This is a genomic window from Kitasatospora sp. NPDC059747, assembly GCF_042732955.1.
In the GTDB taxonomy this organism is placed as follows: domain Bacteria; phylum Actinomycetota; class Actinomycetes; order Streptomycetales; family Streptomycetaceae; genus Kitasatospora.
Window position 1 is genome coordinate 55,997 of record NZ_JBHWGV010000020.1, and the last position, 21,879, is coordinate 77,875.

Annotated in this window: 21 protein-coding genes; 13 read left to right on the forward strand and 8 right to left on the reverse strand. The window is 72.2% G+C overall.

The genetic code is table 11. The features are described 5' to 3' along the window. The first annotated feature begins 87 nt into the window (after positions 1–87). The 8 genes from ACFV4G_RS11645 to ACFV4G_RS11680 all read left to right on the forward strand — a co-directional run bounded on the left by ACFV4G_RS11645 (position 88) and on the right by ACFV4G_RS11680 (position 10,510). On the forward strand, positions 88–1,677 hold the full coding sequence (locus tag ACFV4G_RS11645) for a methylmalonyl-CoA mutase (protein ID WP_380439038.1): 1,590 nt from the start codon (positions 88–90) through the stop codon (positions 1,675–1,677). Positions 1,678–1,861: 184 nt separating this feature from the next. After that, positions 1,862–3,115 (forward strand): amidohydrolase, encoded by a 1,254-nt coding sequence (locus tag ACFV4G_RS11650; RefSeq protein ID WP_380439040.1) that lies wholly within the window; start codon positions 1,862–1,864, stop codon positions 3,113–3,115. A gap of 254 nt (positions 3,116–3,369) precedes the next feature. Beyond that, the gene (locus tag ACFV4G_RS11655; RefSeq protein WP_380439042.1) at positions 3,370–4,431 is read left to right on the forward strand and encodes a BMP family protein; all 1,062 of its coding nucleotides are present in this window, start codon (positions 3,370–3,372) and stop codon (positions 4,429–4,431) included. A 306-nt stretch (positions 4,432–4,737) separates the two neighbouring features. Then, a complete protein-coding gene (locus tag ACFV4G_RS11660; protein ID WP_380439043.1) occupies positions 4,738–6,318 on the forward strand; it encodes an ABC transporter ATP-binding protein in 1,581 nt (526 codons plus the stop codon). A gap of 5 nt (positions 6,319–6,323) precedes the next feature. Beyond that, positions 6,324–7,481: an ABC transporter permease gene (locus ACFV4G_RS11665; RefSeq protein WP_380439046.1), complete on the forward strand. Its 1,158-nt coding sequence runs from the start codon at positions 6,324–6,326 to the stop codon at positions 7,479–7,481. Next, on the forward strand, positions 7,478–8,746 hold the full coding sequence (locus ACFV4G_RS11670; protein WP_380439048.1) for an ABC transporter permease: 1,269 nt from the start codon (positions 7,478–7,480) through the stop codon (positions 8,744–8,746). Before ACFV4G_RS11665 ends, ACFV4G_RS11670 begins: the two co-directional genes overlap by 4 nt. Further along, entirely contained in the window at positions 8,743–9,135 is a 393-nt protein-coding gene (locus ACFV4G_RS11675) for a cytidine deaminase (RefSeq protein ID WP_380439050.1), read from the forward strand. Before ACFV4G_RS11670 ends, ACFV4G_RS11675 begins: the two co-directional genes overlap by 4 nt. 97 nt (positions 9,136–9,232) lie before the next feature. Continuing rightward, entirely contained in the window at positions 9,233–10,510 is a 1,278-nt protein-coding gene (locus ACFV4G_RS11680; RefSeq protein ID WP_380439052.1) for a thymidine phosphorylase, read from the forward strand. Positions 10,511–10,678: 168 nt separating this feature from the next. Here the strand turns inward: ACFV4G_RS11680 and ACFV4G_RS11685 are convergent, their stop codons facing one another. Both ACFV4G_RS11685 and ACFV4G_RS11690 read right to left on the reverse strand, forming a co-directional pair. Next, entirely contained in the window at positions 10,679–11,233 is a 555-nt protein-coding gene (locus tag ACFV4G_RS11685) for a Uma2 family endonuclease (protein ID WP_380439054.1), read from the reverse strand. Between the two features lie 26 nt (positions 11,234–11,259). Then, positions 11,260–12,537, reverse strand: coding sequence for an MFS transporter (locus ACFV4G_RS11690; protein ID WP_380439056.1), 1,278 nt, complete (start codon positions 12,535–12,537; stop codon positions 11,260–11,262). A 92-nt stretch (positions 12,538–12,629) separates the two neighbouring features. Here ACFV4G_RS11690 and ACFV4G_RS11695 point away from each other — a divergent pair, with 92 nt between their 5' ends. From ACFV4G_RS11695 to ACFV4G_RS11705, 3 genes are all read left to right on the forward strand, one after another. Beyond that, positions 12,630–13,601 (forward strand): LysR family transcriptional regulator, encoded by a 972-nt coding sequence (locus ACFV4G_RS11695; protein WP_380439058.1) that lies wholly within the window; start codon positions 12,630–12,632, stop codon positions 13,599–13,601. Between the two features lie 191 nt (positions 13,602–13,792). Beyond that, complete coding sequence (locus ACFV4G_RS11700) at positions 13,793–14,950, forward strand: adenosine deaminase (protein WP_380439060.1); 1,158 nt, start codon at positions 13,793–13,795, stop codon at positions 14,948–14,950. 225 nt (positions 14,951–15,175) lie between these two features. Further along, complete coding sequence (locus tag ACFV4G_RS11705; protein ID WP_380439062.1) at positions 15,176–15,550, forward strand: ATP-binding protein; 375 nt, start codon at positions 15,176–15,178, stop codon at positions 15,548–15,550. A gap of 70 nt (positions 15,551–15,620) precedes the next feature. Here ACFV4G_RS11705 and ACFV4G_RS11710 read toward each other — a convergent pair whose 3' ends face one another. Together ACFV4G_RS11710 and ACFV4G_RS11715 are read right to left on the reverse strand one after the other, a co-directional pair. After that, positions 15,621–15,806 carry a PspC domain-containing protein gene (locus ACFV4G_RS11710; protein ID WP_359972893.1) on the reverse strand — a complete coding sequence of 62 codons (186 nt, stop codon included), beginning with the start codon at positions 15,804–15,806 and terminating at the stop codon, positions 15,621–15,623. Between the two features lie 197 nt (positions 15,807–16,003). After that, positions 16,004–16,483 carry a hypothetical protein gene (locus ACFV4G_RS11715; RefSeq protein WP_380439064.1) on the reverse strand — a complete coding sequence of 160 codons (480 nt, stop codon included), beginning with the start codon at positions 16,481–16,483 and terminating at the stop codon, positions 16,004–16,006. A gap of 143 nt (positions 16,484–16,626) precedes the next feature. Here ACFV4G_RS11715 and ACFV4G_RS11720 point away from each other — a divergent pair, with 143 nt between their 5' ends. After that, on the forward strand, positions 16,627–17,304 hold the full coding sequence (locus ACFV4G_RS11720) for a PhzF family phenazine biosynthesis protein (RefSeq protein ID WP_380439066.1): 678 nt from the start codon (positions 16,627–16,629) through the stop codon (positions 17,302–17,304). On the opposite strand, the gene ACFV4G_RS11725 is transcribed toward ACFV4G_RS11720, so the two are convergent. The 4 genes from ACFV4G_RS11725 to ACFV4G_RS11740 all read right to left on the reverse strand — a co-directional run bounded on the left by ACFV4G_RS11725 (position 17,258) and on the right by ACFV4G_RS11740 (position 20,615). Next, entirely contained in the window at positions 17,258–17,920 is a 663-nt protein-coding gene (locus ACFV4G_RS11725; protein WP_380439068.1) for a VanZ family protein, read from the reverse strand. The two genes, ACFV4G_RS11720 and ACFV4G_RS11725, sit on opposite strands and share 47 nt — an antisense overlap. A gap of 94 nt (positions 17,921–18,014) precedes the next feature. Then, positions 18,015–18,350: a hypothetical protein gene (locus ACFV4G_RS11730; RefSeq protein WP_380439070.1), complete on the reverse strand. Its 336-nt coding sequence runs from the start codon at positions 18,348–18,350 to the stop codon at positions 18,015–18,017. Continuing rightward, positions 18,347–19,891: a sensor histidine kinase gene (locus ACFV4G_RS11735; RefSeq protein WP_380439072.1), complete on the reverse strand. Its 1,545-nt coding sequence runs from the start codon at positions 19,889–19,891 to the stop codon at positions 18,347–18,349. Before ACFV4G_RS11735 ends, ACFV4G_RS11730 begins: the two co-directional genes overlap by 4 nt. Positions 19,892–19,937: 46 nt before the next feature. Next, on the reverse strand, positions 19,938–20,615 hold the full coding sequence (locus ACFV4G_RS11740) for a response regulator (protein ID WP_188308557.1): 678 nt from the start codon (positions 20,613–20,615) through the stop codon (positions 19,938–19,940). A 280-nt stretch (positions 20,616–20,895) separates the two neighbouring features. Here ACFV4G_RS11740 and ACFV4G_RS11745 point away from each other — a divergent pair, with 280 nt between their 5' ends. After that, complete coding sequence (locus tag ACFV4G_RS11745; protein WP_380439108.1) at positions 20,896–21,858, forward strand: SigE family RNA polymerase sigma factor; 963 nt, start codon at positions 20,896–20,898, stop codon at positions 21,856–21,858. Positions 21,859–21,879: the final 21 nt, after the last annotated feature.

The window sequence follows — 21,879 nt, forward strand, 5'->3', positions numbered from 1 at the left end:
AATCGCGTCGGCTCCCCGTTCTCCGGCCCGGCAGGCCCTACATTGCGAGCGACGAGCCCCAGCCCGCCGATCCCCGTGGAGGGACCCATGGCAGCCGAGCCGCGCCGTGCCGAGTCAGGCTTCCCGATCGAGCCGCTGTACGGACCGGAGGCGCTGGCCGGGTGGGATCCGGGCAGCCGCCTCGGGAGACCGGGGGAGTTCCCGTACACCCGGGGCGTCTACCCGTCGATGTACACCGGCCGGCCGTGGACGATGCGCCAGTACGCGGGCTTCGGCACCGCGGCCGAGTCCAACGCCCGCTACCGGCAGCTGATCGCCGGCGGCGGCACCGGGCTCTCGGTGGCCTTCGACCTGCCCACCCAGATGGGCTACGACTCGGACGCGGCGCTCGCCGCCGGGGAGGTCGGCAAGGTCGGGGTGGCCGTCGACAGCGTCGAGGACATGGCGGTGCTGTTCGACGGGATCCCGCTGGGCGAGGTGTCCACCTCGATGACCATCAACGCGCCGGCCGGCCTGCTGCTCCTCCTCTACCAACTCGTCGGCGAGGCCCAGGGGGTGGCGCCGGACCGGCTCACCGGGACGATCCAGAACGACGTGCTGAAGGAGTACATCGCGCGCGGCACCTACATCTTCCCGCCCGCCCCCTCGCTGCGGCTGGTCGCGGACGTGTTCCGGTACTGCCGGGCGGAGATCCCGCGCTGGAACACCATCTCGATCTCCGGCTACCACATGGCCGAGGCCGGGGCCGGTCCGGCGCAGGAGATCGCCTTCACGCTGGCCAACGGCATCGCGTACGTGCGCACCGCGCTCGCCGCCGGGATGGCCGTCGACGACTTCGCGCCCCGGCTCTCCTTCTTCTTCGTGGCCCGCACCACGCTGCTGGAGGAGGTCGCCAAGTTCCGCGCCGCGCGCCGCATCTGGGCCCGGGTGATGCGCCAGGAGTTCGGCGCCCGTGACCCCCGCTCGCAGATGCTGCGCTTCCACACCCAGACCGCCGGGGTGCAGCTCACCGCCCAGCAGCCCGAGGTGAACCTCGTCCGGGTCTCGGTGCAGGCGCTCGCCGCGGTGCTCGGCGGCACCCAGTCGCTGCACACCAACAGCTTCGACGAGGCGATCGCGCTGCCCACCGAGAAGGCCGCCCGGCTCGCCCTGCGCACCCAGCAGGTCCTCGCGTTCGAGACCGACGTGACCGCCACCGTCGACCCGTTCGCCGGCTCCTACGTCGTCGAGTCGCTGACCGACGAGGTGGAGGCCGCCGCCCTCGCCCTGATGGCCCGGGTGGAGGAGCTGGGCGGTGCGGTGGCCGCGATCGAGAGCGGCTACCAGAAGGCGGAGATCGAGCGCACCGCCTACCGCGTCCAGCAGGAGACCGACGCCGGCGAGCGGACGGTGGTCGGCGTCAACCGCTTCCAGCTGGACGCCGAGGAGCCGTACCAGCCGCTGCGGGTGGACCCGGCGATCGAGCGGCAGCAGGCCGGGCGCCTCGCCCGGCTGCGCGCCGAGCGCGACGCGAGCGCGGTGGACCGGACGCTGAACGCGCTGCGTCGGACCGCCGAAGGAGGGGAGAACGTGCTCTATCCCATGAAGGACGCGCTGGCGGCCCGCGCTACCGTCGGCGAGGTGTGCGACGCGCTGCGCGAGGTGTGGGGCACGTACGCGCCGGTGGAACGCTTCTGACTATCCGTCAAACACGCAAAGGCCGTGACCGCCGCCCCGGGTGATCGTTGCACAGGACAAGCAACCCGGGGAAGGCGGCTGAAACGAGATGTCATACCCACCTGTCCGGCCGGTATGCGCCCATCCGGGGACTAATTTTCCGGAAGTCGGGCCAAGAACCCCCGACAGGCCTATCCTTGGGGAGATGAACCGTCCTGAGCCCGCTCAGCCGGGCGCCACTCTGTCCGCTGCCCGTCCCGCCGCCGAACTGCGCGCCCGGGTCAGGAGGCTGGAGCCAGAGCTGATCGCCTTCCGCCGCGATCTGCACCGGCACCCGGAGCTGGGCCGCCAGGAGTTCCGCACCACCGGCCTGATCCGCGACCGGCTGGTGGCGGCCGGTCTCACCCCCCGGGTGCTGCCCGGCGGCACCGGCCTGATCGTCGACATCGTCCCCGCCGGGACGGCCCCCGGCACCGGGATCCTCGCCTTCCGCGCCGACATCGACGCGCTGCCGATCGACGACGCCAAGACCGACGTCCCCTACCGCTCGACCGTCCCCGGCCGGGCCCACGCCTGCGGCCACGACGTGCACACCGCGGTCGTGCTCGGCACCGCGCTGGTGCTGGCCGACGCCGCCCGCAGCGGCGAGCTGCGCCGCCCGGTCCGGCTGGTGTTCCAGCCGGCCGAGGAGGTCATGCCCGGCGGCGCGCTGGACGTCATCAAGGCCGACGGGATGGACGGCGTCGAGCGGATCTTCGCCGTGCACTGCGACCCGAAGGTCGAGGTGGGCCGCATCGCGCTGCGCACCGGGGCCATCACCTCCGCCTGCGACCGCCTGGTGCTCCACCTGGACGGCCCCGGCGGGCACACCGCCCGGCCGCACCTGACCACCGACCTGGTGACCGCGATCGCCCGGATGGCCGCCGACCTGCCGGCCGCGTTCGCCCGCCGGATGGACCCGCGGTGGGGCGTCAGCCTGGTCTGGGGCCGGATCGCCTCCGGCTCCGCGCCCAACGTCATCCCGCAGCACGCCGAACTGGAGGGCACCATCCGCTGCCTGGAGCTGGACGGCTGGCGGGAGGCGCCGGACGTCCTGCACGACCTGATCGCCAAGGTCGCCGAGACCTACCGGGCGAAGTGGACGCTCGACTACCACCGCGGGGTGCCGCCGGTGGTGAACGAGGCGGTCTCCGTCGCCCTCCTGGACGAGGCCATGACGGCCCGGTTCGGCCGGGGCGGCGAGCAGGTGGTCGAGAGCACCGAACAGAGCCTGGGCGGCGAGGACTTCTCCTGGTACCTGGAGCACGCCCCGGGCGCGCTGGCCCGGTTGGGCGTCCGCGCCCCCGGCGACACCTCCGTCCGCGACCTGCACCAGGGCCGCTTCGACGTGGACGAGCGGGCGATCGGGATCGGTGCGGAACTGTTCGCGGCGCTGGCGCTGGAGGTCGACGGGAGCTGACCCGCATCCGCGCGCGTGCGGCCGTCGCGTGGCGGAGACGTCGGGATCCGGGGTTTCGGCGCAGTTCCGTAAACTGGAGCGCACCAGTTCCGGATCACCGTCCGCGCACGGGAAATGGGCCTCGGGGCGACCGTCAGACCACGGTTTGATAACAACCCGAATGCTCCGGCACCCCGTAACACAACCGTGTTCTACGCGCGTTACGGTGGCGTCCGACCACGCTAATCGGGTGCGTGTGAGAAGGAGAAACTCCCTTGCGCCGTTCAATGAAGCTCGCCGCGGTTGTGCTCTCGGGTTCCCTGGGCATGGCCTCGCTCGCCGCTTGCGGCGCAAAGAGCACTGACAACACCTCCTCCGGCTCGTCCTCCGACGGCGGCCTCAAGGTCGGTATGGCCTACGACATCGGCGGCCGTGGCGACCAGTCGTTCAACGACTCCGCCGCCCGCGGTCTCGACAAGGCCAAGTCCGACCTCGGCGTCTCGGTCACCGAGGCCGAGGCCAAGGCCGGCGAGGCCGAGGCGGACAAGGAGACCCGCCTCAAGAACCTGATCGACGCCGGTTACAAGACCGTCATCGCGGTCGGGTTCGTGTACCAGCCGGCCGTCAACAAGATCGCCAAGGACAACCCGGACGTCAAGTTCGCGATCATCGACTCGCACGACGACGCCCAGCCGGCCAACGTCACCTCGCTGGTCTTCGCCGAGCAGGAGGGCTCCTACCTCGCCGGTGTGGCCGCCGCGCTGAAGACCAAGACCAAGCACGTCGGCTTCATCGGTGGTGTGCAGACCGAGCTGATCAAGAAGTTCGAGGCCGGTTACCGCGCGGGCGTCAAGTCCGTCGACCCGCAGATGCCGGTCGAGGTCACCTACCTCACCACGCCCCCGGACTTCTCCGGCTTCGCCTCGCCCGACAAGGGCAAGGAGGCCGCGCAGGGCCAGCTCGACAAGGGCGCGGACGTCATCTACTCCGCCGCCGGCTCCTCCGGCAACGGCGCCATCGAGGCCGTCGCCAACAAGCAGGGCGCCCTGGCCATCGGCGTCGACTCCGACCAGGCCACCCAGCCGGCCCTGGCGAAGTACAAGAACAGCATCCTCACCTCGATGGTGAAGAACGTCGACAACGCGGTGTTCTCGTACATCCAGTCGGTCAAGCAGGGTGCCCCGTTCACCGGCACCAAGCTCTTCGACCTGAAGGCCGACGGTGTCCAGCTCGCCACCACCGGTGGCAAGATCGACGACATCAAGACCCAGCTGGACGCCGCCGCCAACGCGATCAAGACCGGCGCCACCACCGTCCCGACCGCGCCCGCCCAGTAAGGCGCCGCGCGGCCCGGACGTCGTAGCGGCTGCCGCCTGCCCGGCAGCGCGATGATGGGCACAGCAACACGGGAGGGGCCCGGCAGGGTGCGCTCAACGCGTACCCCCGGGCCCCCTTCCGTCCCCCCTCACTTCCCCGTTCCCCCCTTTTGGCCCTCCCAGCGCAACGACGCGCCTCCAGACCACCAGGAGATCGCCATCACCGCATCCGACCCCGTCCCCCTGCGCAAGGACGGAACCCCCAGCGCGGGGACGGCGACTACGGCCGTCGAACTGCGCGGTATCACCAAGCGCTTCCCCGGAGTCGTGGCCAACCACGACATCAACCTCACCGTCCGCGGTGGCACCGTGCACGCCCTCATGGGCGAGAACGGCGCCGGCAAGTCGACGCTGATGAAGATCCTCTACGGCATGCAGAAGCCGGACGAGGGCACCATCGCGATCAACGGCGAGCAGTGCGAGTTCAATTCCCCGGGCGACGCCATCGCCCGCGGCATCGGCATGGTGCACCAGCACTTCATGCTCGCCGACAACCTCACGGTGTGGGAGAACGTCGTCCTCGGCGGCGAGAGCCTCTACGGCATCGGCGCCAAGGCCAAGGCGAAGATCAAGGAGATCTCCGACCAGTACGGCCTGGGCGTGCGCCCGGACGCGCTGGTCGAGGACCTCGGCGTCGCCGACCGCCAGCGCGTCGAGATCCTCAAGGTGCTCTACCGCGGCGCCCGGATCCTGATCCTCGACGAGCCCACCGCCGTCCTCGTCCCGCAGGAGGTCGACGCGCTGTTCGACAACCTGCGGGAGCTGAAGTCCGAGGGCGTCACCGTCATCTTCATCTCGCACAAGCTGCACGAGGTGCTCGCGGTCGCCGACGCGATCAGCGTCATCCGCCGCGGCACCACGGTCGGCGACGCGGACCCGAAGTCCGTGACCGCCCGCCAGCTCGCCGAGATGATGGTCGGCGCCGAGCTGCCCTCCCCGGAGAGCCGCGAGTCGACCGTCACCAGCACCGAGATGCTGGACGTCCAGGGCCTGCGGATCGCCAAGACCGACGCCGAGGGCATCGAGCGCGTCGTCCTCGACGACATCTCGCTGACCATCCGCAAGGGCGAGGTCCTCGGCATCGCCGGTGTCGAGGGCAACGGCCAGGCCGAACTGGTCGAGGCCATCATGGGCATGCTCCCGCTGGACGCTGGCACCGTCACCCTCGACGGCAAGGACCTGTCCGGCAGCCTCACCCGCGCCCGTCGCGAGGCCGGCATCGGCTACATCCCCGAGGACCGCCACCGCCACGGCCTGCTGCTGGAGGCCCCGCTCTGGGAGAACCGGATCCTCGGTCACGTCACCGAGAAGCCGAACTCCAACGGCCCGCTGCTCGACCCGGCCGGGGCCCGGCAGGACACCTGGCGCATCGTCCGGGAGTTCGACGTCCGCACCCCGGGCATCGAGGTCACCGCGGCCTCCCTCTCCGGCGGCAACCAGCAGAAGCTGATCATCGGCCGCGAGATGGCCCACGAGCCCAAGCTGCTGATCGCCGCGCACCCCACCCGCGGCGTGGACGTCGGCGCGCAGGCGCAGATCTGGGAGCACATCCGGGTCGCGCAGCGCAACGGCCTGGCCGTGCTGCTGATCTCTGCCGACCTGGACGAGCTCATCGGCCTCTCCGACACCATCCGGGTCATCTACCGCGGCCGCCTGGTCGCCGACGCCGACCCGGCCACCGTCACCGCCGAGGACCTGGGCACCGCGATGACCGGTGCGGCCCGCGGCCACCTGGAGTCCGACCCGGAGGCCGTCGCCGCCGCGCAGGCCGTCGCGGCCGAGGGCACCACGGTCGAGGACGCGCACCCGCACACCGACACCGCCGACGACGCCGAGGCGGGGGAGTAACCCACATGACCAGTCCCAACCCCCCTGCCGCCAAGCGCAGTCTGGCGCAGCGGATCAGCGGTGAGCGGATCGTGTTCGCACTGGCGGCGCCGGTGCTCGCGGTCCTGCTCTCGGTGACGATCTGCTCGATCCTGCTGGCGACCTCGGGCAAGAACCCGTTCGACGCGTGGAACGTGATGATCACGTACGCCACCAAGTCGGACGGCCAGGTGGCGATCCTCAACCGGGCCACCACCTACTACCTGGCCGCCGCGGCCGCCGCGTTCGGGTTCCGGATGAACCTGTTCAACATCGGCGTCGAGGGCCAGTACCGCGTCGCGGCGCTGTTCACGGCGTACGTCGGCAGCCAGATCGACCTGCCGTCGTTCATCCAGATCCCGCTGCTGCTGATCACCGCCATGCTGGCCGGTGGCCTGTACGCGGCGATCGCCGGTGCGCTGAAGGTCTTCCGCGGCGTCAGCGAGGTCATCGCGACCATCATGCTGAACGCCATCTCGATCGCGATCGTCGGTCTGCTCCTCGTCCCGGGCATCTTCGCCCCGAAGGTCAGCAGCACCAGCAACTCGATCCAGACCAGCCCGGTCTCGCAGTCCAGCCACTTCTTCTCGATCAACACGGCCGGCGGCGACCTCTGGGGCTTCCTGTTCATCGCGATCCTGGTCGGCGTGGTCTTCCAGTTCGTGCTGACCCGCACCCGCTTCGGCTTCGACCTGCGCGCCACCGGCCGCTCGGAGAGCGCCGCGACCGCGTCGGGCGTGAACGTCAAGCGGATGGTCATGATCTCGATGGCCGTCTCCGGCGCCATCGCCGGTCTGATCGGCCTGCCCGAACTGCTGCAGAACTCGTTCTACTTCGGCCAGAGCTTCCAGGCCGGTCTCGGCTTCCTCGGGATCTCGGTCGCGCTGCTGGGCCGCAACAGCCCGCTCGGCATGGCCTTCGCGGCGCTGCTGTTCGCGTTCCTGGACGCCACCGGCTCGCAGCTGCCGCTGAACGGCGGCTTCCCGTTCGAGATCGTCGCGGTCATGCAGGGCACCATCGTCATCTGCGTCGTCGTCGCGTACGAGCTCGTGCGCCGCTACGGCCTGAAGCGCCAGCAGCAGAAGGTCGGCGCCCAGCTCGCCGCCCAGCTCGCGGCCACGGAGAAGAAGGAGGTGTCGGCATGAGCACGGCCACCGCTGCCGCTCGTCCCAAGGCGCCCGGTGCGCCCGCCAAGAAGCGCAAGCTGTCCTGGCCGGTCGTGCTGCTGCTGATCGCCGGCGCCCTCGCGCTCTTCTCCGCCGTGGGCATGGCCACCGGCAACCACTCGCTGACCTCCTCCGGTCAGATCACCGCCGCGCTCAGCGCCGCCGTGCCGATCGGCATGGCCGGTCTCGGCGGTCTGTGGTCCGAGCGGGCCGGCGTGGTCAACATCGGCCTCGAAGGCATGATGGTCGCCGGCACCTTCTGCGGTGCCTGGGCCGGCTACCTGGTGAACCCGTGGGTCGGCCTGCTGGCCGGCATGGCGGGCGGCGCCCTCGGCGGCCTGCTGCACGCGGTCATCACCGTGACCTTCGGCGTCGACCACATCGTCTCCGGCGTCGGCATCAACCTGCTGATCCCCGGCATCTGCGCGTACGTCAACCGGATCTACTACAAGGACTACGTCGCCGTCGGTGCCGGCGCCAACCAGTCCCCGCCGGCCGACCCGCTGCCGTACATCACCATCCCGGGTCTGTCGCCCTGGCTGGACGGCATCGAGAAGCACCACTGGTTCTTCGTCTCGGACGTCGCCGGCGTGGTCGGCGGCATGGTCACCAACATCTCGGTGGTCGTGGTCCTGGCCGGTGCGCTGATCGTGGTCAGCTACTTCGCGCTCTGGCGCACGGTGTTCGGCCTGCGACTGCGCTCCTGCGGTGAGAACCCGACCGCGGCCGAGTCGCTGGGCGTCAACGTCTACAAGTACAAGTACCTGGCGGTCATGGCCTCCGGCGCCTTCGCGGGCCTCGGCGGCGCGTACCTCTCGCTGGTCGCCGCGCACTTCTACAAGGACGGCCAGACCAACGGCCGCGGCTTCATCGGCCTCGCGGCGATGATCTTCGGCAACTGGATGCCGGGCGGGCTCTCCATGGGCGCCGGGCTGTTCGGCTTCACCGACAGCCTCCAGCTGCGTGACCCGCAGTCGGTGCACGTGCTGATCCTGACCGTCTCCATCGCGATGGGCCTCCTCGCGCTGTGGCAGCTGTACCGCCGCAAGTACACCGCCGTGGTGATCTCGCTGGTGGTCGCCGGCGGCCTCGGCGCCTGGTACGCGCTGACCGACGAGGTGCAGCGCCCGCTGATCGTCGCGACGCCGTACGTGATCACCCTCGTGGTGCTCTCGCTGGCCTCGCAGCGCCTGCGGATGCCGAAGGCGGACGGCCAGATCTACCGCAAGGGCCAGGGCAAGTGACGGCCCCCGTGATCGACTGGGAGCGGCTGCGCGACGCCGCGCGCGAGGCCATGACCCGCGCGTACGCGCCGTACAGCAAGTTCCCGGTCGGCGCGGCCGCGCTGGTGGACGACGGGCGGCTGGTCACCGGCTGCAACGTCGAGAACGCCTCGTACGGGCTCGGACTGTGCGCCGAGTGCGGGCTGGTGTCCGCGCTGCACGCCAGTGGCGGCGGCCGGCTGACCGCGTTCACCTGCGTGGACGGCTCCGGCGAGCTGCTCATGCCGTGCGGGCGCTGCCGCCAGCTGCTGTACGAGCACGGCGGGCCCGACCTGCTGGTCGACCTGGCCTCCGGCGTGAAGCCGATGAGCGAGGTCCTGCCCGACGCGTTCGGGCCGGAGCGGCTCTAGCATCTGCATTTGTTACGCGCGTAGAGTGTCGCGAGTGGGCCGCAACCCGGTCATCTCGCGACACTCTTCGCTTTTTGAATCCCCTCTTGGAGCACGCATGGACGCCATCTCCGTCATCAGGACCAAGCGCGACCGCGGAGAGCTGAGCGACGCTCAGATCGACTGGGTCATCGACGCCTACACCCGCGGCGAGGTCGCCGACGAGCAGATGTCCGCCCTGGCCATGGCCATCCTGCTGAACGGCATGAAGCCGCGCGAGATCAGCCGCTGGACCGAGGCCATGATCCGTTCCGGCGTCCGGATGGACTTCTCCTCGCTCCCGCTGCCCACCAGCGACAAGCACTCCACCGGCGGCGTCGGCGACAAGATCACCCTCCCGCTCGCCCCGCTCGTCGCCGCCTGCGGCGCCGCCGTCCCGCAGCTCTCCGGCCGCGGCCTCGGCCACACCGGCGGCACCCTCGACAAGCTGGAGTCCATCCCCGGCTGGCGCGCGCTGCTCTCCAACGACGAGATGATGGACGTCCTGCGCGGCGCCGGCGCCGTCATCTGCGCCGCCGGCGACGGCCTCGCGCCCGCCGACAAGAAGCTGTACGCGCTGCGCGACGTCACCGGCACGGTCGAGGCCATCCCGCTGATCGCCTCCTCGATCATGTCCAAGAAGATCGCCGAGGGCACCGGCGCGCTCGTCCTCGACGTCAAGGTCGGCTCCGGCGCGTTCATGAAGAACCTCGACGACGCCCGCGAGCTCGCCCGCACCATGGTCGGCCTCGGCACCACCGCCGGCGTCAACACCGTCGCCCTGCTCACCGACATGTCGACCCCGCTCGGCCTCACCGCCGGCAACGCGCTGGAGGTCCGCGAGTCGGTCGAGGTGCTGGCGGGCGGCGGCCCGGCCGACGTCGTCGAGCTCACCCTCGCGCTCGCCCGCGAGATGCTCGCCGCGGCCGGCGTGCACGGCAAGGACCCGGCGGACGCGCTGCGCGACGGCTCGGCGATGGACCACTGGCGCCGCATGATCACCGCCCAGGGCGGCGACGTCGACGCGCCGCTGCCGGTCGCCCGCGAGCAGCACGTCATCCCGGCCCCCGCCTCCGGCGTGCTCACCACGCTCGACGCGTACGCCGTCGGCGTCAGCGCCTGGCGCCTGGGCGCCGGCCGCGCCCGCAAGGAGGACCCGGTGCAGGCCGGCGCGGGCATCGAGATGCACGCCAAGCCCGGTGACACCGTCGTGGCCGGTCAGCCGCTGCTGACCCTGCACACCGACACCCCCGAGCGCTTCGAGTACGCCATCGAGGCCCTCGCCGGCGGCATCGAGGTCGCCCCCGAGGGCACCGCGTTCACCGCGAACCCGATCGTCCTCGACCGCATCGCGTAGTCGTGCGGAGGGCCCTGGCGGAGCGGTGCCGCCAGGGCCCTTCTCGTTCTCCGCTGTGCGGCGACTGTTCGGCCGCGGCGAGGACGGTCTTGAGGAAGGTGGCCGTGGCGGATTCCGCTGCTGTTCGTACGAACTGACCGAAGGAACCTACGGCAGGTCGGGCGGGTGTCAGCCGTAGGTGAGCAGACCGCTGGTGTCGAGGGTCCAGGGGCCGACGGTGATCTTGTCTCCGAAGTTGAACTTCTCGCGGGACTCGTAGCCGGGCTCCGAGTGCACGATGCCGGTGCCGTCGCGGGGATCGATGATCAGGTAGAACGGGATGCCCATGGCCGAGTAGTCGCGGACTTTGTTGTGGTAGTCGTTGTCGGGGTTGGACTTGGAGACGATCTCCACGACGAGCAGCACCTCGTGCGGGAGAACTGCCGGCTGCTCCCCCTCCAGGGTCGCTTCGGGGAAGACCATCACGTCCGGGTTGCGTAGCTGGCCGAGCCCCGCGTCCTCAAGATCCGCGCCGTGGTAGGCGATGTGGCCGGGATTCGTGTCCGGCAACTGGGCATTGAGCTGTCGGGAGATGCGCAGCACGGCGAGTTCGTGGCGCTTCACCGGCGACATCATCATCACGATCGCGCCGTCGGCGATTTCGATCTTCCCTATTCCCGGAATCTGGGGCAGTTGGTCGGCGATCTCCCGCAGCCGGGCGTACGTAGCCGGATCGATGCTCATGTTCCGGAGTCTATCGGCGCCGACTGTCAAGAGCTCGGGACTGCTCGGCGGGTGGTACATGCCTGCCGGGTGGCGTAGAGGGTGACGGTGGCGGCGAGGGTCATCGCGGTGAGGCCCACGGTGGCGGCGCCGGGCCAGCCGGTGGCGTGGTAGGCGTCGGCGCCGATCGTGCCGCCGAGGCTGTTGCCCAGGTAGTAGGCGATCAGGTAGAGGGCGGAGGCCTGGGCGCGGCCCTCCGTCGCGGTGCGGCCGACGGCGGACGAGGCGGTGGCGTGGCCGGCGAAGAAGCCGGCGGTGATCAGGACCAGGCCGAGCAGGGCGCAGACCAGGGAGTCGGCCAGGGACAGCAGGAGCCCGGCGGCCGTCACGCCGATGGAGACGTAGAGGGCGCCGCGCCGGCCCAGGCGGCCGGAGAGCCGGCCGGCGGCGGCCGAGGTGCCGGTGCCGACCAGGTAGACGACGAAGATCGAGGCGGCGACCGACTCCGGCAGGTGGAAGGGGGCGCCGATCAGCCGGTAGCCCACGGTGTTGTAGACCGCGCCGAACACGGCCATGAACAGCAGCCCGAGCGCGTACAGCCGGGCCAGCAGCGGGTTGCGCAGGTGCCGTCCGACGGTCCGGGCGAGGGCGCGCGGGTCCACCGGGGCCGGGGTGAAGTGCCGGGCGGCGGGGATGAGCAGCCGGAACGCGAGCACCGCGAGCAGCGCGAGGACGGCGGAGGCGGCGAGGCCCCAGCGCCAGCCGAACGCGGCGGCGGTCCAGCCGGACAGCAGCCGGCCGCCCATGCCGCCGATGCTGTTGCCGGCCACGTACAGGCCCATCGCGGAGGCCAGCGCGCTCGGGTGGACCTCCTCGGCGAGGTAGGCCATCGCCGTGGCGGGGAGCCCGGCGAGGGCGGCGCCCTGGAGGACGCGCAGGACGACGAGCGTGGTGAGGTCGGGCGCGAACGGCAGGGCGAGGGCGAGGGCGGAGGCGGCGAGCGTGGAGGCCGTCATCACGGCGGTGCGGCCGTACCGGTCGGACAGCGCGCTCGCGGGCAGGAGTCCGAGGGCGAGTCCGAGGGTGGCGGCGGAGGCGGTCCAGCTGGCCTGACCGGGCGTGAGGTCGAGGTCGGCGGACAGGACCGGCAGCAGGCCCTGGGTGGAGTAGAGCAGGACGAACGTGGCGACCCCGGCGGCGAACAGGGCGAGGTTGGCGCGGCGGAACGCGCGCTGGCCGGGGCGGTGGCGGTCGTCGTGGGTCGGGACGCGGGCGGCGGAGGCATCCGGGGCGGGCACGGATGCCCTGGTATCGGCGGGCTGCATGACGTCGACGTTAGGCCTGCCGGGTTGATGCGTCCAATGCATGAACACGGGATGATCGATGCACTGGCGCATGAGTCGAGGATGGTGGCGGGATGACCGCGGAGGAAGCGGCGAACGGCACGGAGCAGCCCCGGTACCGGCCGGCCGAGCTGGGGCCCGGCCTGCCGGCCGTCCAACTGGCGCCGCGGCTGGCCCAGTTCGCGGCCGTGGCCCGGCTGGAGCACGTGACGCAGGCGGCGGCGGCGCTCGGCATGCCGCAGCCGACGCTGTCGCGGTCGGTGGCGCGGCTGGAGGAGGAGCTGGGGGTGGAGCTGCTGGCCCGTCAGGGCCGGACGGTCCGGCTGACCAGGGCGGGACGGCTGCTGCTGGCCTCGGTGGAGCGGGCGCTGGCCGAGGTCGAGCGCGGCGCCGAGGCGGCCCGGGCGGAGGCGGACCCGTCGGTCGGGCGGGTGGCGTTCGGCTTCCTGCACACGATGGGGACGGACGCCGTCCCCGCGCTGCTGCGGGACTTCCGGGTGGCGCACCCGCAGGTGCGGTTCCAGCTGGTGCAGGACTACGTCGGCGCGATGCTGGAGCGGCTGCTGGACGGTGAGCTGGACCTGTGCCTGGTGGCACCGCTGCCCGACGACCCGGCCTTCGCCGCCCGCCCGCTGGACGAGCAGCGGCTGCACCTGGTTGTCCAGGCGGACCACCGGCTGGCCGGGCGGCGGCGGATCCGGCTCGCGGAGGTGGCGGAGGAGACGTTCGTCGGGCTGGAGGAGGGGTACGGGCTGCGGGCGATCACGGACGGGTTCTGCGCGGAGGCCGGGTTCGTGCCGCGGCTGGCCTTCGAGGGGGAGGAGGCGGAGACGCTGCGCGGGCTGGTGGCGGCCGGGCTCGGGGTGGCGCTGCTGCCGCCGGCGCTGGTGCCGCGGCCGGGGGTGGTGGAGCTGGAGGTGACGGCGCCGCGGACCCGGCGGGCGATCGGGCTGGCCTGGGCGGCGGGGCGGCCGCTGACGCCGCCGGTGCGGGCGTTCCGGGACTTCGTGCTGTCGCGGCGCGGGCGGCTGCTCGAACACGACTGAAACCCGCGGATTCCCGCGCTGAACCGCGGGGCGGGGTGCGGCGAACTCCGCGGGAGGGGGGGTTGCCGATCTCGCTTTGTCCCGGGATATGGGACGGGACTGACCCGAGCGGTGGAATTCCCGGTGGACTTTCGGCGAACCGGCCGTGTGGGGAGTGGTGGGTCTACGCGCGTAGGGTCTATATTTCCGCAATGGAGAAGCAGATCCCTGTCACCACCGCGGGCACCGGCCCGCGCATCCCCACCCCCGACCAGATCCGCCGCGCGCCGAAGGTGCTCCTGCACGACCACCTCGACGGCGGGCTGCGCCCGGAGACCATCGTCGAGCTGGCCGCCGCCGTCGGCTACGCGGGCCTTCCCACCACCGACCCCAAGGAACTCGGCGAGTGGTTCCGCGAGGCCGCCGACTCCGGCTCGCTCGTCCGCTACCTGGAGACGTTCGCGCACACCTGCGCCGTCATGCAGACCCGGGACGCCCTGATCAAGGTCGCCGCGGACTGCGCCGAGGACCTGGCCGCCGACGGCGTCGTCTACGCCGAGGTCCGCTACGCCCCCGAGCAGCACCTGGAGGCCGGCCTGAGCCTGGACGAGGTCGTCGAGGCCGTCCAGGAGGGCTTCCGCCTCGGCGAGGCCAACGCCCGCGCGGCCGGCCACCGCATCCGCATCGGCACCCTGATCACCGCGATGCGGCACGCCGCCCGCTCGCAGGAGATCGCCGAGCTGGCCAACCGCCACCGGGACTCGGGCGTCGTCGGCTTCGACATCGCGGGCGCCGAGGCCGGCTACCCCCCCACCCGCCACCAGGCCGCCTTCGACTACCTCAAGGGCGAGAACAACCACTTCACCATCCACGCGGGCGAGGCCTTCGGCCTGCCGTCGATCTGGGAGGCCCTGCAGTGCTGCGGCGCCGACCGGCTCGGCCACGGCGTGCGGATCGTCGACGACATCACGGTGAACGAGGACGGCAGCGTCGAGCTCGGCCGCCTGGCCGCGTACGTGCGCGACAAGCGCATCCCGCTGGAGATGTGCCCGACCTCCAACCTCCAGACGGCCGCCGCGGTCTCGTACGCCGAGCACCCGATCGGGCTGCTCAGCCGGCTGAAGTTCCGGGTCACCGTGAACACCGACAACCGCCTCATGAGCGGCACCAGCATGAGCCAGGAGTTCGGCCACCTGGTGGACGCCTTCGGCTACACGCTGGGCGACATGGAGTGGTTCACGGTGAACGCGATGAAGTCGGCGTTCCTGCCGTTCGACGAGCGGCTCGCGATGATCAGCGACGTGATCAAGCCGGGCTACGCCGAGCTCAAGGCCGAGTGGCTGTTCAGCACGGGCGGCGGCCAGGGCTGATCGGGTCCGGAGCGGCCTGGGGGTGAGTCCCGGATGAACGCCGCTGCCTCGCAGGGCAGTTGGCGTTCATCCGACTACTCACTCGGGTGAGTGAACGCCTTTTGGTCCTCGCACGACCGGCTCACTACGGTGTGCCAGTCATCGCCGACAGGCCGTGGCGGACGCTCGGCCGTCCGTTCCCGCGTGTCGCGTCGGCCACCGACGAGGACTCAAGGGGACGAATTCATGAAGCAGGCTCTCAAGGCCGCCGGCACCGCGGCGCTCGGCATCGCCATCGCAGCGGTCGGCGTCGGCACCGCGTCCGCGGACGCCCCCGCGCCCGGCGGCGTCGGGCTGCCCACCACGGCGCTGCAGAACCCCGCGGTCACCGGCGCGGTCACCGACACCGCCAACAAGCTGCCCGGCGGCGACAAGGTCACCGGCACCCTCGGCCCGCTGGCCCCGAGCGCCGGGCAGGCCGCCCCCGCTCCGGCCGCGCCCGCGGAGGCCGCTCCGGTCGCCGGCGTCACCCAGACGCGCGCCGCGGTGCCGAGCATCCCCGGCCTCGACAAGACCCCCATCGGCGGGCTGACCGGCGCCCTGCCGGGCGGCCTGGGCTGACCGTTCCACCCGCACGGCGACGGGCCGCGCACCCCGGTGATCCCGGTGGTGCGCGGCCCGTCGCCGTGCGTCACGGCTCCTGGGGGAGCAGCACCCAGAGCGCCAGGTAGATCAGGAACTGCGGGCCGGGCAGCAGGCACGAGGCCAGGAAGATCAGCCGGACCGTCCAGGCCGACAGGCCGAAGCGCTCGGCGATCCCGGCGCAGACGCCGGCGATGACGCGGTTGTGACGGGGACGGGCGAGGCGCGGGCTCATGGTGCTCTCCGTGGAGTCGTGCCCGGTCCGGCCTCTCCGGCGGGCGCACTTCCATGCTCCGCCGCCGCCGGCCCGGAATCCTCCGCCCACCAGGCGATTCGCCCGCCCCGCGTCTCACCGGCGAGGCGTACCCGCGAGTCGGGGCCCCCTCAGGGTCCACCCCGAGTCCCCGCGGGCGGGTACCCCCGGTGCGGGGGTCAGTTCGTGTGTGGGGGCTGCTGGGGCTGGGCGTAGGGGTTGTCCGCGACGGGCCGGGCGGGCGGGATGGTCGGGATGGTCGGGGCGGGCTGGGCGGGCTGGGGTGCCGGGGCGACGGGGGAGGGTTGGATCGGCTGGGCGTTCGGGTCGTGGGCCGCCGGCGCCGGCGGCTGGGCCGGCTGTGGGGCCGCCGGGGCGGTGCGGCGGTTGACCACGGCCTTCACGGAGCCGGCGATCAGCAGGACCGGCAGGATGAAGGCCTGGAAGTAGATGTGGTAGACGTCCTCGTCGAAGACGAAGCCCAGGTAGTAGGCGTAGCCGGCGAACGCGGCACCGGCGAGGATGTTGAGGATCCGCCAACCGCCCTTCTGGCCGCCGACGTTGATGGCCCCCAGGATCACCATGGCGATGCCGCTGACGGCCATCAGGGCGACGTACCAGGAGAACAGGGGGTGGTTGCCGAAGTCGAGGTTGTTCAACGCGGGATCCTGTGGGCTGGAATGAGAAACGGTGAACCGTCGGGGACGAGAGCGCACGGTACTTGAGGCGTCCGGCATCCGTCTCGGGCCTTTCGTCACGGAGTCGTCGTGTTCTGCTGTAATCCGGCTGAGAGGGTGGGGAAATGACTGACTATGAGGTGCTGCGGGTCTTTTGCGGGCCCGGCGGGGAGTGCGGGAACGCTCTCGGCGTGGTGCGGGACGGGGCGTCGGTGCCGGGCCGCGACGAGCGGCAGGCGGTGGCCCGGGAGCTCGGGTTCAGCGAGACGGTGTTCGTCGACGACCCGGTGCGGGGCGTGATCGACATCTACACGCCGACGCTGCGGCTGCCGTTCGCCGGGCACCCGTGCGTCGGGACGGGCTGGCTGCTCGGGGTGGACCGCCTCGTGACGCCCGCCGGCGAGGTGGGCGTCCGGCGGGAGGACGGGCTGACGCTGATCGAGGCGCGCGCCGACTGGGCGCCGCCGCGCACCCTGCGGCAGTACGGGTCGGCGGCGGAGGTGGACGCGCTGGAGGTGCCGCCGCCGGGCGAGTGGGTCTACGCGTGGGCCTGGCAGGACGAGGCGGAAGGGACGGTCCGGGCGCGCGGCTTCCCCGGGCGCGACGACGGCATCGACGAGGACGAGGCGACGGGCGCGGCGGCGCTGCTGCTGACCGCGCGGCTCGGGCGGGCGCTGACCGTCACGCAGGGCCGGGGCTCGCGGATCGTGACCGCGCCGCGCGGGGCCGGGCTGATCGAGGTCGGCGGCCTGGTGCTCAGGGAGCCGGCTCGGCCGACGCCCGGGCGGCCGGGACCGGAGTGATCGCGGCGGCGACCGGGGGGCTCACCAGGCTGGTCATCTTCGAGGTCTTCGGGGCCTTCGCAGCCTTTGCCGCCTTCGCGGCCTGAGGAACGCCCTCCGCCGCCCCCTCGGGCCCGCGGGCCCGAGGCCGCCGCTCCCGCACCAGCCGCCGCAGCGCCGGGACGAGGGCGACATGCGTCACGGCGACGCCGATCACCGCGAGCAGTATGTGGTCGACGTTGAGGACGTGCCCGGGCGTCCAGGAGGAGAGGAACTCCAGGCCGGTGGCCAGCAGGGCGGAGACGCCGGTGGTGCGCAGGAAGGACGGCAGCCACGGGGCGCGCGGCCGTCCGCCGGCCAGCGGGAGCAGGACGCCGAGCGGGGCCAGCAGGACGAGCTCGCCGACCACCTGCCAGGCCGAGGAGGAGCGCAGGGAGGCCAGCGGCGTGAGGTTGGCGTCGTAGACCCAGGCCACCGGCAGTGGTCTGAGCACGACCAGCCACAGGACCAGCGACAGGTGGAGGGCGAGGCCCGCCAGTCCGACCTGTCGCAGGGGACGGTGGACGGCCGGCGCCGGCCCGGTGTCGGTCCGTGCGCCGGAACGCTCGTCGCGTGTCCTGGTGCCATCTCGCTGCACGGGGGGAAGGACGTGAGCCGGTGGCGCGGCGGTTCCACGCCGGGCGTGAACATTCCGACACGCGCCCCGATCCGCCCCGAGCAGGCGGGACCCGTCACTTGCAGGCGTTCGCCGCCGCCGTCGGCACGGCGCTGAACACGTTGTCCTGCGGCGGGGTGGTCGGCCCGGCCGGGCTGGGCGACGGGCCGGGGCCCGCCTTGGCGGTGCTCCGGGCCGCGGGCGGGCTCGGTGCGACCGGGGTCGGGGTGGCCGGCGCGGTCGGTATGTGCGGGGCGGTCGGGCAGGCCGTCCGGCTGGCGGGGGCGCCCGCGTCCACCGGGACGGCGGTCGGGCGGATCCCGCAGCCGGAGGCCAGCGCGAGCAGGAGCAGTACGCCGGCGGCCCGTCGGGCGGTGGGAGGCCGGACGGCGGTGGGGGCAGGGGGGTTCACTGGGCGTCCTCGTGCTCGACGGCGTCCCGGACGGTGCCGTCGCCGGCCCCGTCCGCGGACGGCGGCGGTGGCGGCGCCAGTGGCAGCGTCAGCGTGAACACCGCCCCGACCTCCCCGTTCGCCGCCGTGATCGTTCCCCCGTGGATCTGTGCGTTGGCCATCGCGATGGACAGGCCGAGGCCGCTGCCCTCGGAGCGGGCCCGGCCGCGGTCGGCCTTGTAGAAGCGGTCGAAGACGTGCGGCAGCACGTCCTCGGGGATGCCGGGGCCGCTGTCCGAGACCTCGACGACCACCGAGCCATTGGTCTCCCGGACCTTGACCCGCACCGGCGAGCCGCCGTGCTTGAGCGCGTTGCCGATCAGGTTGGCGAAGACGACGTCGAGGCGCCGCGGGTCCACGACGGCGAGGATGCCGCGTGGGGCGTCCAGTTCGACCGCGTCGTACCAGGCCCGGCCGTCGATGCAGGACATGATCAGGTCGGCGACGTCCACCTCGTCGGCGACGAGCTTGGCGGTGCCGGCGTCGAAGCGGGTCACCTCCATCAGGTTCTCCACCAGGTCGGACAGCCGCCGGGTCTCGCTGACGACGAGCCGGACGGCCGGCTCGATCATCGGGTCGAGCGACTCGGCCTCGTCCTCCAGGATGTCGGTGACGGCCGTCATCGCGGTCAGCGGCGTGCGCAGCTCGTGCGACATGTCGGCGACGAACCGCCGGCTCTGCGCCTCGCGCGCGCTCAGCTCCTCGACCTGCTCGTGCAGCGACTCCGCGGCGCGGTTGAACGTCCGCGCGAGGTCCGCGAGTTCGTCCGAGCCCTCGACTTCGAGGCGGGTGTCCAGACGGCCCTCGCCGAGCGCCAGGGCGGCGTCGCCGAGCCGCTTGACCGGCCGCAGCACCGTCGCCGAGGCGGCCTGCGCGAGCAGCGCCGAGCCGATCAGCGCCAGCAGGGTGGCGATGGCCAGCGACCAGCCCAGGGTGTTGAGGTCGGCCCGCTCGTTCTCCAGCGACTTGAACATGTACGCCGTCGGCCCGTTCGGCACCACCTTGGTGCCGCCGATCACGAACGGCCGGCCCTCCAGGTTCTGCCGCTGCCAGTACAGGTGGTACGGGTACGGGTTGCTCTCGGTGACCTCGCGCGGGCGGGCCACGGTGGACTGCAGCGCGGCCGGCACGTCGGCGAGCGTGAAGTGCGCCGGGTCGGAGGAGGCCGGGCACTCCGGGCGCGCCGGGTCGACCACGACGACGTCGTAACTCAGCCCGGAGCTGGCGACGTTCGTGGCGAGCGCGGCCAGTTCCGGGCAGCTCGCGCCCATGGGCAGGTCGGAGACGTTCCGGGTGAGCGAGACCCGGAAGTCGTTGAGGGCCGTGTCCTGGGCGCGCTTGAGCACCGCGTCGCGGTTCAGCCAGTAGGCGATGCCGGAGGCCGATACGGCGGCGAGCAGCGCGACCGCCGCGAACACCGCGATCAGCCGGACCCGCAGCGAGCGCAGGCTGCGCCACTTGCCCGTGGCGAAGCGCCGGGTCGTCGTCTGTTGGTCAGTCACAGGAGCCTGTCGTCGTACGGGAGTTTGCGGGCACGGAGGGCGCGGCTCAGGACGGCGGGTCCAGCCGGTAGCCGACCCCGCGCACCGTCCGGATCAGGGTCGGCGCGGACGGCACGTCCTCGACCTTGGCCCGCAGGCGCTGCACGCACGCGTCCACCAGGCGGGAGTCGCCCAGGTAGTCGTGCTCCCACACCAGCCGCAGCAGCTGCTGGCGGGAGAGCGCCTGGCCGGGACGGCGGCTGAGTTCCAGCAGCAGCCGCAGCTCGGTCGGGGTGAGCTGGAGGTCCTGCCCGTCCTTGGTGACGGTCATGGCGGCGCGGTCGATCACGACGCTGCCGTACGCGGAGGAGTCCGAGCTCTCCCGTTCGCCGCGCCGCAGCACGGCCCGGATCCGGGCGTCCAGGACGCGCGGCTGCACCGGCTTGACCACGTAGTCGTCGGCGCCGGACTCCAGGCCGACCACGACGTCGATGTCGTCGGACCGGGCGGTCAGCAGGATGATCGGCAGCTGGTCGGTGCGGCGGATCCGGCGGCAGACCTCGAAGCCGTCGATTCCGGGCAGCATCACGTCCAGCACGATCAGATCGGGCCGCTGCTCCTTGAAGAGCCTCAGACCGTCCTCGCCGGAGGCGGCGGTGGCCACACGGTGGCCCTGGCGGGTGAGGGCGAGTTCGAGGCCGGTCCGGATGGCGTCGTCGTCCTCGATCAGTAGGAGGAAAGGCACGGCCCCATTTTGGCCCACCGGAAGCCGCGAATCACCCCCCGGACCGGTCACCGTCCGTTCGGGAACCGGAAGGAGCGCCACCGGCGTCCGGTAGGAGGGAGGCGGACCGAGGCGTTCGGCCCGTCCCCTGTGACACCCCTGTGACAGTCGGCGGACAGCGCCATCACAACCGCCGGGCAGGATTTTCCATGTCGCCGCAGGACAGCGGGCCAACCGGGCCGCTGGAGGGCGGCAACCGGAACCCGCTCGTACCGAACCAAGGGGGCGCACGATGAACGCCATGCTTCAGACCCGGACCAACCCGGCTGTCCGCACCGCGCGTTCCTCAGCGACCACCCACCGGACCCGGTACGAGATCAGGACCGACGAGAACTCCGGTGCCGTCACCGTACGGGGGTGCGCACACAGCACCGGGAATCCTGCCACTCGCCGGGTGAGCGGCGCGGGCAGGGCGGGGGAGCTGTACGGGATCGGCCGGATGGGGAGTGCGGTCGACTCCGCCAACACCCTCACGCTGCGGGGGATCCTCCCCGTCCGCGTCGAGGGCAAGGACGCCCTGGGGGGCAACGGGGGGAACGGCCTGCGGAAGGTCGGCTCGGGGGAGCCGACCGGCCGCGAGGCCGCCGGTGCGACGCTGCTGCGGCTGAACCCCGCCGCCGCGCGCACCACCGAGGCGGGACAGGGAGACGCGCAGGGGGAGCACCCGGCCGTCGCGGAGGACCACATCACGGAGTTCACCGCGTACGTGCGCGAGCGCCGCGCCTCCCTGTACGCCACGGCGTACCACCTGACCGGTGACCGCTACGAGGCCGAGGACCTGCTGCAGAGCGCGCTCTTCAGCACCTACCGAGCCTGGGGCCGGATCACCGACAAGGCCGCGGTCGGGGGCTACCTCCGCCGCACCATGACCAACCTGCACATCTCCGCCTGGCGGCGCCGCAAGGTCAACGAGTACCCGACCGAGGAGCTGCCGGAGACGGCCGGCGACACCGACGCGATGGGCGGCACCGAGCTGCGCACCGTGCTCTGGCAGGCGCTGGCGAAGCTGCCGGAGAACCAGCGGACCATGCTGGTGCTGCGGTACTACGAGGGCAAGACCGACCCGGAGATCGCCGACGTGCTGGGGATCAGCGTCGGCACGGTCAAGAGCAGCATCTGGCGCGCCCTGCGCCGCCTGCGCGACGACGAGCACCTGAACAAGTCCGGCGACACCATGCGGGCGTTCGGCGAACTGGTCGCGTGACGGCTGTAACGGGAAGGGACG